Genomic DNA, 20,755 nt, shown 5'->3' with positions numbered 1-20,755 from the left:
GAAAAATTTAAACTTTCGTGACACAGTGCAGAGCAAGAAAGAAGGCTTTTCGCAGGTTTCCTCCACAGACTTTCGCAAAGTCTTGGTGAAGGCCTGTAGGCTGCCTTTAGGGACGTTATCGCAAGCGTTCTTCTTGCGATAGGTAGGACCGTTAGTCTACAGGACTGAACCTAGAGTTTGCCAAGGCGAGGACCCAGAAACCGGAGAAAAGCCTTCTTTCTTGCGGCCGCGCAGGCACCCCTTCTTTTTCTTGACTTTTAGGATGTTAAGAGTACCTCGATAAACTGAAATTTAGAGCATAATAGCCCCTACACAGTTAATCAAAGGATTAATTGCATAGAGGCTATTTAAAATTATTTTAAAGTAATGGGTGTGATACCCCAAATTTCTGTAGCATACTGCATAATGGTACGATCACTTGAGAAAATACCCGCATTTGCAATGTTCATAAGACTCATTTGTGCCCAACGTCTTTGATCTTTATATGCTTCAAATACTTTATCTTCTGCTTCTTTAAAGGCCTTAAAATCTGCAAGAAGGAAGTAAGTATCGCCTTCTTTGATTAAAGAATGATAAAGATCTTTAAATTCCCCTGTTCCTCCATCGCTGAAGGTTCCATCTATGAGACTATCTACTACTTTTTTAAGATCTTTTTGTGCCTCATAGTAAGCTTCTGGGATATAACCCTCTTCCAAGCCTTGAATGGCTTCAATCTCTTCTACACGAAGTCCAAAGATAAAGTTATTCTCTTCTTTTGCTTCCTGAACAATCTCTACGTTAGCACCATCATAAGTGCCGAAGGTGAGTGCGCCATTTACCATGAACTTCATATTCCCTGTACCAGAGGCTTCTTTTCCTGCTGTAGAAATTTGTTTAGAGATTTCAGCAGCTGGGAAAAGTTTTTCTGCATAGGATACACGATAGTTTTCCACAAAGATAACTTTCATTTTGCCGTTAATAGATGCATCATTGTTGATAAGTTTAGCAATTTCCCCAATAAACTTCACAATGGCTTTAGCACGTACATAACCTGGAAAAGCTTTGGCACCAAAGATAAAGCTTACTTTTGGGATATCTAAGCTTGGATTTTCTTTTAAACGATAGTATAAGTCAAGGATATAGAAGGCATTAAGAAGTTGACGCTTGTATTCGTGAAGGCGCTTAATTTGAATATCAAAAAGGGAGGCAGGATCTAATTCTACGCCTTCAACTTTTTTAATATAGGCTACAAGTTGTTCTTTCTTTGTTTTCTTAATAGCTGTTAACCGATTAAGTACTCTATCCTCATTAATGTATTTCTCAAGTCCTTTCAGCTTAGATAAATCTTTTACCCAGTCTTCTGTCCCTAAAAGTTCTGTAATGAAGGCTGAAAGCTCTTGGTTACAAAGCCTTACCCATCTTCTAGGTGTAATCCCGTTTGTTTTATTTTGGAACTTATTTGGATAAAGTTTATACCAGTTACTAAGTTCTGTGTCTTTAAGGATTTCTGTATGAAGGGCTGCTACGCCGTTTACTGCAAACCCCATATGAATAGCAAGATTTGCCATACGTACTTGTTTGTTCCCAATTATTCTAAACTCTTCTATTTGATCTTTTGTATAACCTGCTATTTTGAGCTCTTCAATAAAAAGTTTATCCAGTTCTTTGATGATTTCTAAAAGGCGTGGAAAGAGTTTGTTAATGAGCTTAACATCCCATTTTTCAAGAGCTTCTGCTAGGATGGTATGGTTCGTATAAGCAAATACCTTTTGGGCTGCCGCTCTTGCTTCTTCGAAGCTAACACCCCGTTCATCTACAAGTAAACGAATGAATTCTGGAATAGCAAGTACTGGATGTGTATCATTTAATTGAACAGCATATTTAGACCCTAAATCCTTTACATCAAGCTTCTCTTCACCTTTAAGTACTGGTGCTAAAATATCTTTAAGGCTGGCACTTACCATGAAATATTGTTGACGAAGTCTAAGAAGCTTACCTGCTTCTTTAGAGTCATTGGGATAAAGTACCCTTGAGATATCCTCTGCTTTATTTTTCATAGCTGTCGCTTTTGCATAATCTTGTGCATTAAAATAATCAAAGTCAAATTCTACGAGTGGTTCTGCTTGCCATAATCTTAATGTATTGATATTTTTTGAACCATAGCTGATGATTGGCATATCATAAGGCACTGCTTTCACAGAGTAATCTTTAAAGTCAACCACAACTGCTTCATCCTCACGTCTGATGCTCCATGGATCGCCGTACTTAAGCCAAGTATCAATCTCTTCTACTTGAGCACCGTCTACGATTTTTTGGTTAAAGAGACCGTTTGAGTAACGAATGCCATAGCCTTGAAGGGGGATATTCATCGTTGCACCAGAGTCCATAAAACAGGCTGCAAGCCTTCCCAGCCCCCCATTGCCAAGACCTGCATCTTCCTCAATCTCTTCAATTTGATTCAGGTTAATGTTTAACTCTTGTAATAATTCCTTTACTTCTTCATAAACACCCATACTAATAAGATTGTTACCAAGTGCACGCCCCATAAGGTATTCTGCTGATAAATAAAAAGCTTGTTTTTGCTCACTATAGAGTTTTTTAGTTGCATTCCAGTCATCTACAACTTCTTCAAGTAATGCCAGTGAAAGGGCATTAAAGATTTCATAGTCCTTTGACTCACTAATGGTTTTACCGTATTTTACTTTGCAGTATCTATTGATATTGTTTTTAAGTTCTTGTTTATTCATCTTCTTCCTTCAACCTTCCATATAATTTGGTTAATTCATAAATTTGATTAGCCAGATTCTCTGTTAGTACACCGCGTTGTATTCTCCACTTCCAATTTGTTCCAAGTGTAGATGGCAGGTTCATTCTTGCTTCATTTCCAAGTCCTAAAAAGTCTTGCATTTGGGCGATTGCTACATTTCCTGTGCTGCTCCAAGCTCCCCTTATAAACCCCCAGTGATAACCTTCCTTTTCATCGCACTTGAGGTATTTCTTAGCATATTCTACATCTGATTTTAGCCCCGTTGTATTAAACCAGCCCATGACTGTGTCATTATCATGTGTTCCTGTATAAACGATGCAATTTTTGATGTAGTTATGTGGTAAATAATCACTTTCTTCTCGCGTATCAAACGCAAATTGCAATACCTTCATCCCTGGATAACCTGTTTGATTTCTAAAATCTATAACCTCTTGTGTCAGATAACCTAAATCTTCAGCAATAACCTTTATATGTCCTAACTCTTTTTGGATGACTTCAAAGAGCTTCATGCCTGGTCCTTTTACCCATTTCCCCTTCTCGGCAGTTGCTTCACCATAAGGAACCTCCCAATAAGCTTCAAAGCCTCTAAAATGATCGATACGAATCACATCATAAAGCTTTAAGCTTGCTTTAAGACGTTCTATCCACCAGTTGTATTGGGTTTCTTCTAGGTAATCCCAGTTATAAATAGGGTTCCCCCACAATTGACCTGTGGATGAAAAAGCATCTGGTGGGCATCCTGCAACCACTATGGGGTTTTTGTTTTCATCTAATTGAAAAAGTTCCGTATTGGCCCATGTATCACTGCTATCAGCCGCCACATAAATAGGAATATCTCCTATAATCTCAATACCTAAACTATTCACATAAGCTTTAAGTGCTCCCCATTGTTTAAAAAACATGAACTGAATAAATACCCAGTAATCAATTTCTTCTTTAAGCTCTTTTTTATATTTTGCCATAGCTTCTGCTTCTCTTTTTTTGATAGTAGGCTCCCATTCTTGCCAGCTTTTAAGGCCCATTTCATGCTTAACCGCCATATAAAGAGCATAATCTTCTAACCAAGCTGCATTTTCTTTTCTAAACGCTGCTATTTCTTGCCCGGGCTGTTGTTTAAAGTGGAAGTAAGCCTTTTTTAAAACCTTAAATCTTTCTTTAAAGAGCTTGCCATAATCCACTTCACCTGCATTGCTTCCAAAATCAATTCCCACTAAATCATCTTTTTCCAAAAGCCCCTCACTCATAAGCTTTTCTAGATCAATAAAATAAGGATTACCTGCAAAGGCTGAAAAGGCTTGATAAGGTGAGTCACCGTAGCCAGTATGCCCTAATGGGAGTATTTGCCAATAACTCTGACCTGCCTCCTTCAAAAAGTCTGCAAATCTATAGGCGCTTTCTCCAAAGGTCCCTATTCCATATTCTCCGGAAAGAGATGCTATATGCATGATAATGCCACTCTTTCTACTCACTTTGATATCCTCCCTTTTCTATAATTTCATTATTTAATTGCCCCTTGCATCACACCTTTGATAATGTGTTTTTGCATCGCTAGATAAAATACAACGATTGGAATCATGGCAATAATTAAACCTGCCAAAGCTAAGTCCCACCTTTTTGCAAATTGTCCAAAGAAGTAAAACATTTTAAGTGGTATGGTCTGCCAAGCCGGTTTATTGATAACAAGTTGTGGAAGTAAGAAATCATTCCAAATCCACATGGCATTAAGCACCGCAATGGTAACTGTAATGGGCTTTAAAAGAGGAAAAACAATCTTCCAAAATACCCCAAACTTACTGCAACCATCAATAGTAGCAGCTTCTTCAATCTCTACTGGAACACTCTTAATAAAACCGTGATACATGACAACAGACATAGCTGTTCCAAAGCCTATATAGGTAATAACAAGCCCTACTGGGTTAAGCATATGCAGCTTGCCCATGATATTAATAAGAGGTAGCATAACTGCTTGAAAAGGTATGAGCATGGATGCTGAAAACATAAGAAAAATAAATGTACTTGTTTTGGTCTTTGTACGAACAAGCATCCAAGCTGCCATAGAAGTGAGAAAAATAAGTAAAACAACTGTAATGACAGTAATAAGAAGTGAATTCGTGGCTGCTCGCATAAAATCTAACTTCTTAAACGCATCTACGTAATTATTCAGTGTAAAGTACTTACCCGGTAACCCCATTACATCTATTAAAAAACCTTTTTGCGTTTTAAAAGAATTAATAACAACTAGATAAAAAGGAGCTAAAAAAGTAAGTCCCGCTAAAAACCCTATTATACCTAATATTACTCTATTGGTTTTTTTCTCTACCATTACATTTCTACCTCCCTCTTCTTGCTTAAGTACATTTGTGTAATCGCTACAATGCCAAGTACCACTAAAAAGATAACGGCTTTGGACTGCGCTAACCCAAATTTACTACTTGTAAATGCTGTCTTGTAGATATTCATGGCTACCATTTGCGTTGAATTTCCTGGTCCACCACCTGTTAAAGATAAGTTTTGATCGTAAAGTTTAAAGGAATTTGCTAAGGTAAGGAATAATCCTACTGTAAAGGAAGGGGCTACAAGTGGTAATGTAATACGTCTTAAAATATCCCATTTACTTGCACCATCAATGGCTGCTGCTTCTAGTACACTATCTGGTATATTTTGAAGGCCTGCTACATAAATAATCATCATATAGCCTGCCATTTGCCAGGTCATTAAAATGATGAGGCCCCAGAAACCTGTTGTCTCTGTGGAAAGCCATCCACGTAACCATTCAATACCTAGCGCTGCACCTATTGCATCAAACCCCTTTGTAAAGATAAACTGCCATACAAATCCTAAAATCAACCCTCCAATTAAGTTAGGAATGAAAAAAATTCCTCTTAAAAAATGACTTCCTTTTAATCCTGAAGTAACAAGAAGGGCTAGTAAAAAACCTACTAAGTTAATACTTATAACAGATACTATTGCAAATTTTGCTGTAAATAAAAAGGAATTAAAAAAATCCTTATCCTTAAACACTGCTTTATAATTGTCAAGTCCTACAAAATCTATTTGGCTAGAGATTCCATTCCAAGAAGTAAAGGAATACCCTATGCCCATGATAATGGGTATCAACACTACTAAAGTAAATGTTGCGAGGACAGGACCTGTAAATATCCAAAACCATTTTTTTGAGCCTTTATTCATGCCAATCACCATCCTGAAGTATTTATGCCTGCTAAATCTTATCTCTCTTTTGATGAAATAAGGCTTAAATGAATTCCCTTTTTAGTTAGGAACTATAAATAAAGAGGAAATCATTTAAGCCTTGTAATCAGTTATACGCTATTGTCTAGCTTCTGCCCATTTTGCTTTTGCATCATCTATTACTTGTTCCCAAGTCATTTCACCTGCTACATATTTTTGAAGATTAATACCAAGTACATCTTCTCCCCAAGCAGTTGGATAACCCATGAATACCCAAGGAGTTGTTTTATCTTCTGCTTGGTAACGCATGATTTCTTTACCAAGTGCATCTTGTGCTGGATAGTTTTCATAGCCTGTAAAAGGTGGTATAAAGAAAAATTCATTTACTACTACATTTTTACCCTCATCTGAAGTATACAGCCAATTTAAGAAATCTTTAGCAGCTGCTTTTTCTGCATCTGGCTGTGTACTATTAATTGCCCAATACATAGGTACACCTAGAGGAATCCTATCTCCACCTACAGGAAGAAAGCCTAGGTTTTCAGCTACTTGCTCATCTACATTTTTAACATCACCATATACCCAGTTACCTTGTTGAGTGACAGCTACTCTCTCAATAGCAATGCCTTGACCTACTTGTGTAGCATAGTCTACAGCATTTAATTTAGCTGGGCTATCACTATGAGAAGAGTATTTAACCATTAAATCAAAATATTCTTTGAAATCTTCACTTTTTTCAAAAGCAATTTCCTTTGCATTATAAGCATCTACACCTGTTTTAAATTCTTGGTTGATAAAGATATTTGAGCTATGCAGGCCTGTTACCCATTTTTCTTTAACAGGATATTCTGTTACAGCTTCTAATAATGGGAATTGTTCTTTAAGTTCTCCTGCTTTGATTTTAGCATCTAGCTGTGCAAAGGCTTTATCCATTGAAGCCGTATCTACGATGGTACTTGCATCAATGCCTGCTGCTTCAAAAATTGCTTTATTGTAAACGAGACCATAACCTTCTACACCATAAGGCATACCATAAACTTTACCTTCTGAAGTGACTGCCCCCAGAGTGCTTCCTGCACGATCTACCCAATTTTGATCGCTTAAATCCTCTAATTTTTCAATCCAATCTGCTACGTCTTGTGGACCACCTACATTAAAGATAGTTGGTTCTTGACCTGATTGAAATTTTGCTTTAAGAGCTGCACCGTAATCATCTCCACCACCTACTGTTTGAAGATTAATGGTTACATTAGGATGGGTAGACATATATAAATCAGCTGCTTTTTGAAGGGCTTCTGATATTTCTACCTTAAATTGAAAAATATCTACTTCTACCTTTTCTCCTGATTGGCTAACATCTGTAGTCCCTGGAGTTGTCGCTGGTTTTTCCTCTGGTGACTTACCACATCCTATCACTGATACACCCATTACTATAGTTAATGCACTTGCAAATAAAGCTTTAGATAGTTTGTTTAATTTCATAAACATAACCCCTCTCTTGTTGTTTAAATGATGTTTTAATAAAGTCTATTTATATTAAATTGCTGTACAGGAACCTCCCTCGAGCAACTTAACATCTAAAAATACATGTTGATTCGGTAAATCTCTTTCTAAAATACCTAATAAAAGTTCTACACTGAGTTTAGCCATTTCTTCTTTGGGCTGTTTAATAGTTGTAATGGATGGATTATAGAACTTAGCGATATCCATCCCATCAAATCCTATAATCGAGATATCCTTGCCTATCTGATATCCTAAATCCGAAATAGCCTTAGCGGCACCTACTGCCATACTATCTGATATGGCAAAGAATGCAGTTACTTCTTTGTGCTTTGTTAAGAAGGCTTGAACGGCTTTATAAGCCTTTTCAAAATCAAAATAGCCATATAGCGTATACTCTTCCTTAAAGGCTAGGTTGTATTCTTTTAAAGCTTTTTTGTATCCTTCATAACGTCTTTTTCCAATCCCTAAATCACAAGCATCACCTAATAAAATGGCTATATTTTGGTGCCCTTTATGAATTAAATATTGGGTAGCTTCATAAGCTGCTGTAAGGTTGTGAATACTAATAGAAGAAAAGCGTTTAAAATTACTTTGCCTGCGCATATCTACTGAAACAAGTATGATCCCCACATTAAGTGCTGTTACACTTTCAAAGCTTTCATCACTTAAATTGATAAAGTTACCACCTAAACAGATCACGCCCTGTAAGCGTTTCTCTTTTATGAAGCCCACTAGTGTATCTATATCATCCTCATTACTATAATGTTCTATAATCATGGTATAACCAGCAGCTTCAACACCCACACTGATTTTTTTTAAAAGTTCTGAGAAAAAAGGATTAAAAACACCTCTTACTAAGACACCTATATTTTTAGTGTTAGTTTGTTTAAGTACTCTTGCACTATTATTAGGAACATAATTATTTTCTTTCATAATAGCTAATACCTTATCTCTTGTTTCAGTTTTTACATCTGGATGATTATTAAGTACCCTTGATACTGTACTTACTCCTACCCCAGCAATTTGAGCTATATCTTTTATGTTCATTTTTCCTTCTCCTATTTATAACCTTTTTATGTTCCGTATGCTCACATAAAAGCTATGCTTTATGGAAACCATACCGGTAACCTTATCGGTATCGTTTCCATAATTTATTTTAACTTATTATCTCACAAAAATCAACTATTATTTTATACTTATCATTACTTTTTTGTTCAACATGTATGCATCCTTTAACCTTTTGTTCTTACATATTATAAAATAAAAATTATTTAATTATTATAAAAATTTTATAACTAGCTTTACTTCTCACACATACACTTCTATACTATATCTTATTCTAGAAAATTGTTTTAACAGTTTCATATATTTATTTTTGCGTAAAATAAATTTTTTACAAACAAGTTATATTCTAATAAGGTTATGGGAAGTATAAATGAAAAGTCTTATGGACGCTTTCTAAAATACGTTTTCCTGTTACTTCGGGAGGTAAAAGCTATGATTTATACCGTTACATTTAATCCATCTTTAGATTATGTTATGCATGTTGAGGATTTAATGACTCATTCGATTAACAAAAGCCATAAGGAAGAAGTCTATCCTGGTGGAAAGGGCATCAATGTTTCCATCGTCCTTCATACACTTAGAATTCCAAATAAAGCATTTGGCTTTGTAGCTGGTTTTAGTGGCAAAGAAATTGAACGCTCATTAAGTAAACTCGGCGTTCATCATGATTTTATTACTTTAGATAATGGCTTTTCACGTATCAATGTAAAGCTTAAGGCAAAAGGAGAAACAGATATTAATGGAAGTGGTCCTCAAATCACTCCTTCTGATTTAAGAGAGCTCTTTGAAAAACTCAATGAACTCAAAGAAGGTGATTACCTAGTCCTAGCAGGTAGTATCCCTCCTAATGTTCCCCATGATATCTACCAAACCATTATCAAGGAGTTAAGTTCCAAAAATATCTTTGTCATAGTAGATGCCACAAAAGAGCTCCTTCTTAATGTGCTTCCTTATAAGCCTTTTCTTATTAAACCCAATCAAGAAGAATTAGGCGAACTATTTGGCGTAACTCTTCATACTAAAGAGGAGGTTATTGCCTATGGTAAAAAACTTCTTGAAAAAGGTGCTCAAAACGTACTGATCTCTCGTGGCAGTGAAGGAGCACTCCTTTTAACAAATGATGGACAGATATTAGATGGTACTATCCCAGATGGCAAGCTCGTAAGTAGCGTAGGTGCTGGTGATTCCATGATAGCTGGCTTTATTGCTGGTTATATCAAATCTCACTCTTTTGATACAGCACTTAAGCTCAGTTTAGCTACTGGTAGTGCTACTGCCTACTCATCTTGGCTAGCTACACCCGATCAAATAGATGATTTGCTGCTTTAATTTATAACTAAAACAGGGTCTATTACCAACTTGTAATAGACCCTATATTTTTTTCCTACGCATAATATAGATGTACCTTGGTATAAGTGGAATATTAGCAGCAATCCACGCCATTGGCGATGCAAGGCAAATCCCTGCATAACCAATCATAGCTGGAAGTGTGATAGCTACGACAAATCTCGCAACGAGTTCTGCTAAGCCTCCTAGCATAGGAAAAAAGGCTTCTCCCATCCCTTGGAGGGCATTTCTGTAAACAAATATAACACCTAATATAGGGTAAAAAATAGCTACCGTATATAAATATTGTTTGGCATTAGTCATTATTTCTACTCCTGCATGTTCTATAAATAATCTCACTATATATTCTCCTAAGAAAATATTAACAAGTGCAGCAGCAACAGCTGCTACCAAGGTCATGACTACTGCAATGTTTACTCCTTTTTTAATACGCTCTAACTGGTTAGCTCCTAAGTTTTGCCCACAATAGGTTGCCATCGTTATACCTAATGCTGGAAAAACTTGTGTAACTAGCATTTCTACTTTATTAGCAGCAGTAAAGGCTGCAATCACATTAGAACCAAACTTATTTAATGCACCTTGAATCACCATAACGCCTATTGCTGTTACAGAAAATTGGAGAGCCATAGGTAGCCCTACCTTTAAATGAAAAACTGCAAAATGACCATTCCATCTAAAATCCTCTTTTTTAAGTGCTAAAATCTTATAGCGTTTAGCCGTATAAAAAGTACATAGTATAGCTGCTATAAGTTGAGAGATGACGGTTGCATAAGCTGCTCCTGCAACACCCATTTTAAAGTTAATAATAAATAGTAAGTCCAACACAATATTAAGTCCTGAAGAAAGAAGTAAGAAGTAAAGAGGCGTTTTACTATCTCCTAAAGCACGTAAAATGCTTGCAATCATGTTATAGTACATGGTTGCACCAATTCCCATATAAATAATGCTAATATAAACTGTCGCATCCTGCATAATGTTATCTGGTGTATTCATTAGCTTTAAAAGTGGCTTAACAGTTACAATACTTAAGGTAGTCGTAAGCACTGTTGTTAGGATGCACAAAATAATGGAGGTTGCAACAGAACGGCGAACTCCCTCTTCATCTCCTGCTCCAAATTTTTGTGCTGTAATAACTGCAAAACCACTGGATATCCCCATTACAAATCCAATCACCAAAAAGTTAATAGCCCCTGTAGAACCTACTGCTGCCAATGCTTCTACACTTACAAAACGGCCTACAATAATAGTGTCTACCATGCTGTAAAGTTGTTGAAATATATTTCCTATTACTAAAGGAATCGCAAATAATAGTATGAGTCGCCAAGGATTCCCTTTTGTCATATCTTGTGCCATCATTAATCATCCTTTCATTAGTCTTCTATAAGATAGCATCATTTCATACTGTTAGCAATAGTCATGTCTATCTAAATAAAAATATAAATAAACTTTCAAAATAGTCAATCTAATGTTAAAATAAATGTAACAAAAAAGCGAGGTGAATGAATGAATCACATTTGGATAAATACGGATAAACTTTTATGTGGTATGGTTATAGCTGAATCTGTACATCTTCCCAATGGGCAGGTTCTCCTTGGAAAAAATACACTGATTACTACAAGAAGTATACTTAAGCTCAAATTATTATCCATCCCTTCTGTTTGTATCACTGCTGAAAGTGCCAATCCTAAACTTCAAGAAACGACCCTTTCTTATATAGAAAAGGTTCGTAATACAGAGGACTTTAAACATTTCAATAAAAATTTTGAGCAAGGTGTCCATTCTATTAAACATTCTCTTAATGAAGTTGTTAAACGTAATGCAGAAATTGATGTAAATAAACTTATTAAAGATGTAGAGCAGGTCATTTCTCAAACACCTAATAAACTTTATATATTTAATATGCTTCATTGCATGCGTGATTATGATGATTTAACTTATGTTCATAGTTTTAATGTATCACTTATTTGTTCTGTCTTCGGTCATTGGCTAAAGATGTCTGCTGAGGATATCCGTGTTCTCACGCTTTGTGGACTTCTCCATGATATTGGTAAACTTTTGATTCCTCAAAGTATCATTACTAAGCCTTCTAAGCTTACATCTAAAGAATATGAAATTGTTAAAAAACATACTATTTTAGGTTATGACATTTTAAAAGATAAAAAAATAGATAACCGAATCAAAGAGGTGGCTCTTATGCACCACGAAAAATGTGATGGCTCAGGTTATCCTAGAGGTCTTGTTGGTGAACAAATCAGTAGCTTTGCCAAAATAGTCGCAGTAGCTGATGTCTATGATGCTATGACCTCTAACCGCATCTATCGTCAAGGACTTTGCCCCTTTGAGGTTATTTCTATCTTTGAGGATGAAGGACTTAGCAAGTATGACCCTTCTTATCTATTACCTTTTTTAGAAAGTACGGTTCAATCTTATATTCATCAAACTGTACGCCTTAATAATGGTCAAACGGGTGAACTTATCATGATTAATAAACTGGATCTTGCCCATCCTGTTGTTCACACTAACGAAAGCTTTATTGATTTATCTAAAAATCGCCATTTAAAGGTAGAGGCTATTGTTTAAATATTCTATAGATTAAAAAATACACCTAGTTTATCTACTAAGGTGTATTTTTTAGTCCTTAAACAACCTAAACAGCATTATTCTTCTAAGTTTTGATTCCGGTATTCTCTAGGTGTATAACCTGTAGCTACTTTAAAAACTTTACTAAAATAGAATTGATCAGAAAATCCAAGACTTTCTGCAATCTCCCCTATACGAAATTCCTCTTTTCTCTTTAACAGCTTCTTAGCCTCTTGTACACGTATAGAGGTAAGATAATCATTGTAAGTACAATTTTTATGTTGTTTAAATATTTTACTTAAATAAGGCTGGCTAATATAAAATTTATTACAGATAGTAAGTATGCTATTATCCTCTCTCAGATTCTGCTCAATATAATCTGTAATTTTTTCTACTAATTTTTCTGAACTTAACTTAGTGGGAGCTAATTTCACTCTCGTCTTTTTATTTTTATCTAAGGTTTTATCCATTCTTATAAATAAGTCCTTTAACTTTTGTGAATCTATCGGTTTAAGCAGATAGTCAAAGGCTCCATAGGTAAAGGCTCCATGTACATAATCAAAATCTGAATAACCACTTAACGCAATACAAATAGTACTCTTTTCTTCCTGTTCCGTAATATATCTAATTAATTCTATTCCACTTTTTTTAGGCATTTTCATATCTGTTATAATAACATCCGGTTTTAACTCCTTAAAAAGTCTAATCCCTTGCTCCACATCATAGGCTTCTCCAACTACCTCATAGTTCTGTGTACTTTTGCTAATAGCCCTTTTAACCATAGAGAGTGCCGCCGGTTCATCATCCACTAGCAGTACTTGATACATAACTATAACACCTCTTATTCTATCTGAATTCTTTGATATTCATACTAAGTATTATACTTGTTCCACCTACATCATTCTTTTCTTGTAATTCATACTGAAAGCTTTCGCCATAAAAAATAGATAATCTAATCAAGGTACCACTAAGCCCTAATCCTCCAAACTGAATCTTAGTAACAATTTCTGATACATCTTCATTGCTGAAAAATTCATTAATACGTTCCTGTATCTTTTCACCTGCTTCTTTTGTAATACCACATCCATTATCCTTCACTTCTATGTAGAGCCTCTCTCCTAGTAATACTGTAAATACCTTCACAATAACATTTTCATTTTCCATAAGGCTATACTTGATGGCGTTCTCCACTATGGGCTGATAGGTAAGCTTAGGTATGATAATATCTTTTGCTTCCTCATCCACATGCAGTTCAAATTCCAGACGATGTCTATATCTACTTTTCATGATCGCCATATAAGAGCGAAGCTTTTCCATCTCTTCTCCTATCGTTACCTCACTCATTTCATAACTCGACACATAGCGCAAGATTTCTGTCAGACTATAACAAGCATCCGCTGCCATTTCTGTTTCTCCTTCTTCACACATATTGGCAATGCTTCCTAGACTATTGTATAGAAAGTGAGGTCCCATCTCTGATTGCAACGCATTAAACAAGGTTTTAGTCTGCACACTCTCCATTTTTTTCTGTGTAAGAATATACTCTTGAATACGGTCTGACATTTTTTGAAATGCTCCCACCAATATAGCCGTTTCATAGTCCTTCATTTTAATATTGAGGTCTTTATTCAAGTGATTCATATCTATGTGTTCCATATGTTGAACCAATAGATGAATAGGCTTAATAACTGATTTCACTGCCAAAATACAAAATAAAATAGTAAGAAGCATTAATCCAAGAGCAATTAAAATCATTAATTTCATTGCCCTATTAAAAGCTTCCATTAATATAGCTTCTTCTAAGGCAATAACTGCTCTTCCTTCATAATAATTGGAAGAGGAAGTAAATACGACTTGATTCCTTAGATGCCTTACTTTAGAGTATTGTTTTGTAGCAGCCTTTAGTCTATTTATTTTTTCTCTTTCGTCTTCATCGAAAGTAGCATAAAATACATCTTCTCCATTACTCATAAAAACTACTACATCTAATAAATAGTCATTCCACTTTACATTACAAATTTCACGAATATAGAGTGCATTTTGCTGAACCTCTATATACCCTAAAGTGTTTCCCTCTCGGTCCTTAATCGGCTTGATAAGAGAAAAAACTTGCGTATCACTGGTTGTATCCCAGTGATCATAATGTAGACTCACAAAGGCACGACTACTCATTTTATTCATCATGTATTTGCCTTGAATCATTTTTATTCTTTTAAGTACATCCTCCTTAGTAACCGTTGTCTTTCCTGTAGAGAAGTATTCTCCATGTAGTGTATAGACTGCAACACGACGTATATCCGATCGATTCATATAGGCCTTCATTAGTATCTGACGAATCTCATGGGAGTAAATAGATTCTTCATCTTTCATCTCTTTTCTCCACATAGTCATAAAAGTACCCTCTGTCAAAACCTCTACAGTAACGGCATCCATTGTCTGTAACCTACTATCAATTTGCTTCATGACAGTTTCTACAATTTGAGAAATATTGCTAACTCCTTGACTATAGGCATTGCTATATCCATACCTATAAAAAGCCATAATGCCTACTACCACTAAAAGTGTCGTAAATACTATATAAAGAGCTGCTAGTTTTGTGCTCATCCTACTTTTTGACATATATTCCAGCCTCTAATTTTCTTCTAAAATCTCCTAATCCACTGAATAGCTAGCTGTATCCAATTTGCATTATCTGGTTGAACCTGTTCGGGTATATCCATTGTTGTTTCATCACATAATGCTAATCCATGTTCTCCAATTTCATAAATATGTAGTTCAAAAGGAACACTATGCTTTCGAAGAGCCATTGTCAGTAAAAGAGCATTCTCCACTGGGACAGCTGTATCCTCCGCAGTATGCCAGATAAAGCAAGGAATGGTTTCTTTGGTTACCCGTGTTTCTAGTGAAAGACTCTTTCTAGCTTCACTAGTAGCCTCTGGTCCTAAAAGCAACTGACAGGACTCCTCATGTGTATATTCTCCTGTGGTAATGACTGGATAGCATAAAATCATTCCATTAGGCTTCCACATTTTTTCCTCAGTCCCTAAACTATCTTTTAAAAAAGGTTCATTCCACAAGGTCCCTAATGATGCACATAAGTGTCCTCCTGCTGAAAAACCACAAACAAAAATTCTGTTGGGATCAATATCCCACTCACTTGCATGCTCTCTCACTACGGCTACTGCCTTTGCCAGTTCTAATAAAGCAGATGGATACCTAGAAGGTGCTACACTATACTGGAGTACAAAAGCTTGCATTCCTGCTGCAAGAAAGCGCATTGCTATAGGCTCTCCTTCTCTATCTGATTTAAAGCGATACGCTCCACCAGGACATACAATAACTGCAGGTCTTTTTCGAGGTAATTTGATTTCTTTGCTGCTTTCTAAAAGATAGGCGATTAACTTAGGTTGGTAGTTATCATGAATAGCCTGTACTTTTTTGTAATCCACCTTCATTTCTATTTCTCTATATAACATATGGACATTCCTCCATTCTTCATACACTTAATATTATATCAAAATATAACAAAAAATGACACGAAATATTCGTATCATTTTTTGTTATTATCAAAAGTCTTTTCTTAATAGTCAAAGTTATCTACATTAGTAGCATCAAATACTAAAGCATCTCCTAATACACATTCGCGATTATTAATTTCTTTTTCCCCTAATCTTCCTGCTTGAACAGAAGTAGAGTCTGTTGTAATGGTATTATTTGCAAGTTGGTAGCCTGCCTGAACAGCTAAATAACCTAAATCCATACAATTCCAAAGCACACCACTATTAAGTGGATTTGTTTCATCTTTGATATAAGTTTTTAACGCATTAGGTGTAGCTAAACCAGTTAAAGTAATTTTAGTTGCATCTGGCTTACTTGCTGCACTTTGATACTGTGCACCTAAAGCAGGTGTTGACATAGAAGATAAGGCGATAGCTGCTTGAATTTTATCAGCTCCTTCTCCCATACGAGAAATTAAAGTTGCACATTCACTATTAACCTTTGTTTCATCTGTTCCTGGATAGTAAACATCTGTATCCTTATTTTGGATTTTCATAAAGTTATATTCGGGTGTTTCTAATAAAGTGTAGATAGCATTTTCCCAAGCTGTTTGGTTAGCATCTGTACCTGAACCAGAAACTAAAGCAATATTGGCTGGATTATCCGCTGTATACCCCTTTGCTTTTAAGTCCCCTGCTGCTCCATCTAATAACCCTTTACCTGCTGCATCTGGAGTAATCTGATTGATAAATAAATCTCTTGCTTCTGGGTCAGCATCTGCATCATAAGACACTACTTTGATCCCACTTTGTTGTGCTTTCTTTAGAGTAGGCGCGATAGCAGTTGGGTCATTAGGTGATACGATAATAACATCTACTTCTTGTGCAATCCATCCTTCTAAAATATCTACTTGCTTTTGATTGGTTGCTTGATCTTGTGAAGGACCATCATACAATAATGTAATTCCCAGTTCATCAGCTGCTTCTTGTGCACCTAATTTACAAGCATCAAAATAGTTTTCCCCTTTGAATTTTGGAAGCATAGCAATAACCATTTTATCTTTGCCATCTTTAGCTGCTTGTGAACCCTCACTAGTGCTTGGCTTTGTAGAACCTGCTGTATCCGTCTTTGAACACCCTACCATAGTTGAAAATGACATAAGACCTATTAATGACATCGCCGTTAATTTTTTTACTAGATTCTTTTTCATACCTTCATTCTCCTTTTATTATTTTTTATGTAAATTTTTACATAAGCTTTAGAGAGTACCTACTTTTAGGCTTCAGATGCTACGTTCGTTTTATCTATAGCCACAATCTTTTTCTTTTTCATTCGTACATTGACAACAGCATAACTGATTAATGCAATCATAAGAACAACTCCCTGTACGATAGTCTGCACATCAATTGGGATATTCAGTACAGTAAGTCCACTATTTAATGTGGCTATAATGAGTGTTGCTAGGACAGTTCCTTTCATATCACCAAAGCCACCGTTAATACTTGTACCTCCAAGTACAACTGCTGTGATAACCTTGAGATTGAAACTAGTTCCTGCATCATATTTAACGCTTGTAAATCTACCTAGCCAGATAAAGGCGGCTAGTGCGCAGATTATACCACATAGTGTATAAAGTACAATCAGCATCTTTTCTGTATCTACCCCCGCATACTTGGTAGCATTTTTATTTAACCCAATGCTATAAAGTTTTCTTCCGAAGGTGGTTTTACCAAGTAAAATAATAAATAGGATAGCAATTACACTATAAATCCATATTTGAACAGGTATCCCTACTATAGACATTGTTCCCATGTTTTCTGCAAAATCATAAGCATAGACACTATCCCCTTTTGAAATTCCTCTAGCTAACCCTAGGTAAAGATACATCGTAGCTAGTGTCGTTACCATTGGCGAAATTTTTGCTCTGGCAATAATCAGTCCATTTATAAGCCCGCAGATAGCTCCTGTTAAAAGAGTTACCACGATCCCCATTGCCGTGCCAAATGAAGCTGCAGCCATTCCGCCTAACATGGCTGACAAAACAAGTATATTTCCTACAGATAAGTCAATACCACCTGTGATAATAATCATAGTCATAGGTAAAGCAACCATCCCAATTTCAACGATGTTACGAAGCATTACATTGATAATATAGTTGGGTTTTAGGAATGCTGGTGCATTTAAACTAATTGCTCCAAAAATAACTACCCAGATTAAAAACAGTGCCATATTAAATGTAAATTTGATTTTTCCTTTTTTCATTATGCTTCACCGCCTAACTGTCTCATCTGATCTGTAATGACTCTTTTCTTTTTGATATATTTAGCTGCACTTACAAGCACAGATATGATAATAATAGCACCCTTAATGGCATCTGCCCAGTTCGCACTGATTCCTAGGTAATTGATAGCTGGTGCAATCATTGCTAAAATAAATGCCCCAATAACGGTTCCTATAATGCGCCCTGAACCTCCTGCTGTACTCGTTCCTCCTAATACAACTGCGGCAATAAAGGTCATTTCCATACCACTTCCCATTGTCGTCGTCACACGCTGCCCAGCAGTAGCTACAATAAGTGCTGTAATTCCAAATAATGCACCTGCTATGGTATAGGTAATAACAATGGTTTGATCTACATTAATCCCTGCGAGACGTGCACCATTACTATTATTTCCGATAGCATAAATCTTCTTTGAAAACTTGGAGTACTTCATAAAAATAATTGCAACAACTGCTACAATCAAGCAGATAAGTATACTTGCTGGGATCATTCCAAATATTTTTGCTTCAAAGGCTAGCCATGTAAAACTCTCAGGTAAGTCATAAATAGAACCCTCTACAGTGAGTGGCAGGACACCTTGAAAAATTTGAGTAGTTGCTAGTGTTGCTACAATTGCTGGAATTTTTAGCTTAGTAATAAATAGCCCGTTTAAAGTACTTAAAACAGCTCCAATCACCATTGCTGCAATAAGAAGCACTCCAAAAGGTGCACCTTGCTTCCCAATTGCTGCTACACTTAGTGCTACTACAGATATAAGTGCTCCTGTTGATACGTCAATGTTAGACGTTAAGATAATCATATTCATTCCTATTGCTGAGATTAAAATATAACTAAAGGAATTTAATAAGCTCATTATGTTGTTAATAGAGTAGAAGGCTGGTGCAAATACTCTTAGTAGCAAGAGAGCTGCTACCAAAAACACCATTAAATAAAATTCTGTTGATAAAGAGGATTTTTTCTTATTTGTTTTCATTTGTTATACCCCCACCACATTTTGCTTTTTAGATTCTAGCGCCAGGGCAAGAATTTTTTCCTGTGTCACTTCTTCTCGTTCAAAGCTTCCTGCTATATACCCATCCTTCATAACACAAATACGGTCACACATTCCGATAAGCTCAGGCAGCTCTGAAGAAATCATAATAATCGTTAAGCCTTTTAGTGTTAAATCACTGATAATTTTATGTATTTCTGCCTTAGCATTGACATCCACCCCTCTAGTGGGCTCATCTAATATTAAAATCTTAGGTTGAAGTGCTAAAGCCTTAGAAACTGCTACCTTCTGCTGATTCCCACCTGATAAATTAGCTACCATAAATTCTGAATCAGGTGCCTTGATCCCTATTTCTTTGATATAGGCATTCCCAATCTCCGTCTCTTTTTCTGTCTTAATAATTCCCATTTTATCAGCAAACTTATGAATCTGCGGAAGTGTAATATTCTGCTCAATGCTCATATCTACAATTAAGCCATATTTCCCTCTATCCTCTGATACATAGACAATACCATTTGCCATGGCGTCTTTATAATTCTTGATTTCAATTTCTTTTCCTTCTAAAATCACTTTTCCCATAGCCTTAGGGGTAAAACCACAAATAGAAGTCATTAGCTCTGTTCGTCCTGCTCCTGCTAGTCCTGCAAAGCCAAGAATTTCTCCTTTTCTAAGCCCAAAATTGATATCTTCCAAAAAGCCCTCGTCATAATAGTGTTCTACCCGGAAGAATTCCTCACCTATAGGTGTCTCTGCTTTAGGGTAGTAAGCTCCCATCTTCCTTCCAACCATATCTGCTACCAGCTCATCTTTATTGGTTTCCTTTATATTCTTAGTGGAAATATATTGTCCATCTCGCACAACCGTTACCCTGTCACATATTTGGAAAATCTCTTCCATCCGATGACTAATATACACAATCCCTAGTCCTTCTGCCTTCAGACTATTGATGATTTTAAATAAGGCTGTTACTTCACGCTCTGTTAAGGAAGCAGTAGGCTCGTCAAATATAATAATATTGGCATTGAAGGTAAGAGCCTTTGCAATCTCTACCATTTGTTTCTGCGCCATACCTAATGTCTTAATCTGTGCACCTAAATCTATTTCTGTATTAAGGCGCTTAAAAATTTCTTTTGCCTGTTTCTCCATAGCTGCATAATCAATAATGGATAACGGCCCTATTTTCTTAGTCACCTCATGCCCTAAAAAAAGATTATCAAGGATTGTCATTTCCTCAAATAAGCTTGTTTCTTGAAAAATAATAGAAACACCCTTGCTATAGGCTTCCATAGGATTAGCAAAAGACTCTTTCTTTCCATTTACAGTCATCTCACCACTATCTGGCTTATGTACCCCACATACCACTTTCATAAGGGTAGACTTTCCTGCTCCATTCTCACCGCAAATAGCATGAACTTCTCCACTTCTTAAATTGAAGTTAATACCATTCAATGCTAAAACACCAGGAAAAGTTTTTACAATATCATTGAGTTCCAATATTGTCTTATTCATCTTCACTCTACTCCTATCTTTTCCGTCTTTTATATTATTTTGTATC

Annotated in this window: 16 protein-coding genes; 2 read left to right on the top strand and 14 right to left on the bottom strand. The window is 36.0% G+C overall.

Annotated features, from left to right (window positions below; all coding sequences use genetic code 11):
- Window positions 1–353: 353 nt before the first annotated feature.
- From CS063_RS11665 to CS063_RS11640, 6 genes are all read right to left on the bottom strand, one after another.
- Window positions 354–2,726: a glycogen/starch/alpha-glucan phosphorylase gene (locus CS063_RS11665; protein ID WP_099449876.1), complete on the bottom strand. Its 2,373-nt coding sequence runs from the start codon at window positions 2,724–2,726 to the stop codon at window positions 354–356.
- On the bottom strand, window positions 2,719–4,215 hold the full coding sequence (gene malQ / locus CS063_RS11660) for a 4-alpha-glucanotransferase (protein ID WP_099449875.1): 1,497 nt from the start codon (window positions 4,213–4,215) through the stop codon (window positions 2,719–2,721). Before malQ ends, CS063_RS11665 begins: the two co-directional genes overlap by 8 nt.
- A gap of 29 nt (window positions 4,216–4,244) precedes the next feature.
- Window positions 4,245–5,069, bottom strand: a complete 825-nt coding sequence (locus CS063_RS11655) for a carbohydrate ABC transporter permease (RefSeq protein ID WP_099449874.1) — start codon at window positions 5,067–5,069, stop codon at window positions 4,245–4,247.
- Complete coding sequence (locus CS063_RS11650; protein ID WP_099449873.1) at window positions 5,069–5,935, bottom strand: carbohydrate ABC transporter permease; 867 nt, start codon at window positions 5,933–5,935, stop codon at window positions 5,069–5,071. The genes CS063_RS11655 and CS063_RS11650 overlap by 1 nt, the downstream gene beginning before the upstream one ends.
- Before the next feature lie 138 nt (window positions 5,936–6,073).
- Window positions 6,074–7,417: an ABC transporter substrate-binding protein gene (locus CS063_RS11645; RefSeq protein ID WP_099449872.1), complete on the bottom strand. Its 1,344-nt coding sequence runs from the start codon at window positions 7,415–7,417 to the stop codon at window positions 6,074–6,076.
- A 54-nt stretch (window positions 7,418–7,471) separates the two neighbouring features.
- Entirely contained in the window at window positions 7,472–8,485 is a 1,014-nt protein-coding gene (locus CS063_RS11640) for a LacI family DNA-binding transcriptional regulator (RefSeq protein ID WP_099449871.1), read from the bottom strand.
- 450 nt (window positions 8,486–8,935) lie between these two features.
- On the opposite strand from CS063_RS11640, the gene pfkB reads away from it, so the two are divergent.
- Entirely contained in the window at window positions 8,936–9,832 is an 897-nt protein-coding gene (gene pfkB, locus CS063_RS11635; RefSeq protein WP_099449870.1) for a 1-phosphofructokinase, read from the top strand.
- A 42-nt stretch (window positions 9,833–9,874) separates the two neighbouring features.
- On the opposite strand, the gene CS063_RS11630 is transcribed toward pfkB, so the two are convergent.
- Window positions 9,875–11,206 carry an MATE family efflux transporter gene (locus tag CS063_RS11630; RefSeq protein WP_330401010.1) on the bottom strand — a complete coding sequence of 444 codons (1,332 nt, stop codon included), beginning with the start codon at window positions 11,204–11,206 and terminating at the stop codon, window positions 9,875–9,877.
- A 147-nt stretch (window positions 11,207–11,353) separates the two neighbouring features.
- On the opposite strand from CS063_RS11630, the gene CS063_RS11625 reads away from it, so the two are divergent.
- Window positions 11,354–12,430, top strand: a complete 1,077-nt coding sequence (locus CS063_RS11625) for an HD-GYP domain-containing protein (RefSeq protein ID WP_099449868.1) — start codon at window positions 11,354–11,356, stop codon at window positions 12,428–12,430.
- A 77-nt stretch (window positions 12,431–12,507) separates the two neighbouring features.
- Here the strand turns inward: CS063_RS11625 and CS063_RS11620 are convergent, their stop codons facing one another.
- The 7 genes from CS063_RS11620 to CS063_RS11590 all read right to left on the bottom strand — a co-directional run bounded on the left by CS063_RS11620 (window position 12,508) and on the right by CS063_RS11590 (window position 20,709).
- A complete protein-coding gene (locus CS063_RS11620; protein ID WP_099449867.1) occupies window positions 12,508–13,257 on the bottom strand; it encodes a response regulator transcription factor in 750 nt (249 codons plus the stop codon).
- A 19-nt stretch (window positions 13,258–13,276) separates the two neighbouring features.
- Window positions 13,277–15,049, bottom strand: a complete 1,773-nt coding sequence (locus CS063_RS11615; RefSeq protein WP_099449866.1) for a sensor histidine kinase — start codon at window positions 15,047–15,049, stop codon at window positions 13,277–13,279.
- A 23-nt stretch (window positions 15,050–15,072) separates the two neighbouring features.
- Window positions 15,073–15,906, bottom strand: a complete 834-nt coding sequence (locus CS063_RS11610; RefSeq protein WP_099449865.1) for an alpha/beta hydrolase — start codon at window positions 15,904–15,906, stop codon at window positions 15,073–15,075.
- Window positions 15,907–16,010: 104 nt separating this feature from the next.
- The gene (locus CS063_RS11605; RefSeq protein WP_099449864.1) at window positions 16,011–17,138 is read right to left on the bottom strand and encodes an autoinducer 2 ABC transporter substrate-binding protein; all 1,128 of its coding nucleotides are present in this window, start codon (window positions 17,136–17,138) and stop codon (window positions 16,011–16,013) included.
- Window positions 17,139–17,203: 65 nt separating this feature from the next.
- Window positions 17,204–18,190 (bottom strand): ABC transporter permease, encoded by a 987-nt coding sequence (locus tag CS063_RS11600; protein WP_099449863.1) that lies wholly within the window; start codon window positions 18,188–18,190, stop codon window positions 17,204–17,206.
- Window positions 18,190–19,182, bottom strand: coding sequence for an ABC transporter permease (locus CS063_RS11595; RefSeq protein ID WP_099449862.1), 993 nt, complete (start codon window positions 19,180–19,182; stop codon window positions 18,190–18,192). The genes CS063_RS11600 and CS063_RS11595 overlap by 1 nt, the downstream gene beginning before the upstream one ends.
- Before the next feature lie 3 nt (window positions 19,183–19,185).
- Entirely contained in the window at window positions 19,186–20,709 is a 1,524-nt protein-coding gene (locus CS063_RS11590) for a sugar ABC transporter ATP-binding protein (protein WP_099449861.1), read from the bottom strand.
- Window positions 20,710–20,755 lie beyond the last annotated feature (46 nt).

Source organism: Sporanaerobium hydrogeniformans, from assembly GCF_002735925.1.
Taxonomy (GTDB): domain Bacteria; phylum Bacillota; class Clostridia; order Lachnospirales; family Cellulosilyticaceae; genus Sporanaerobium; species Sporanaerobium hydrogeniformans.
Note: the sequence above shows the minus strand (reverse complement) of the source record. Positions and strands in the feature narration are given on the sequence as shown.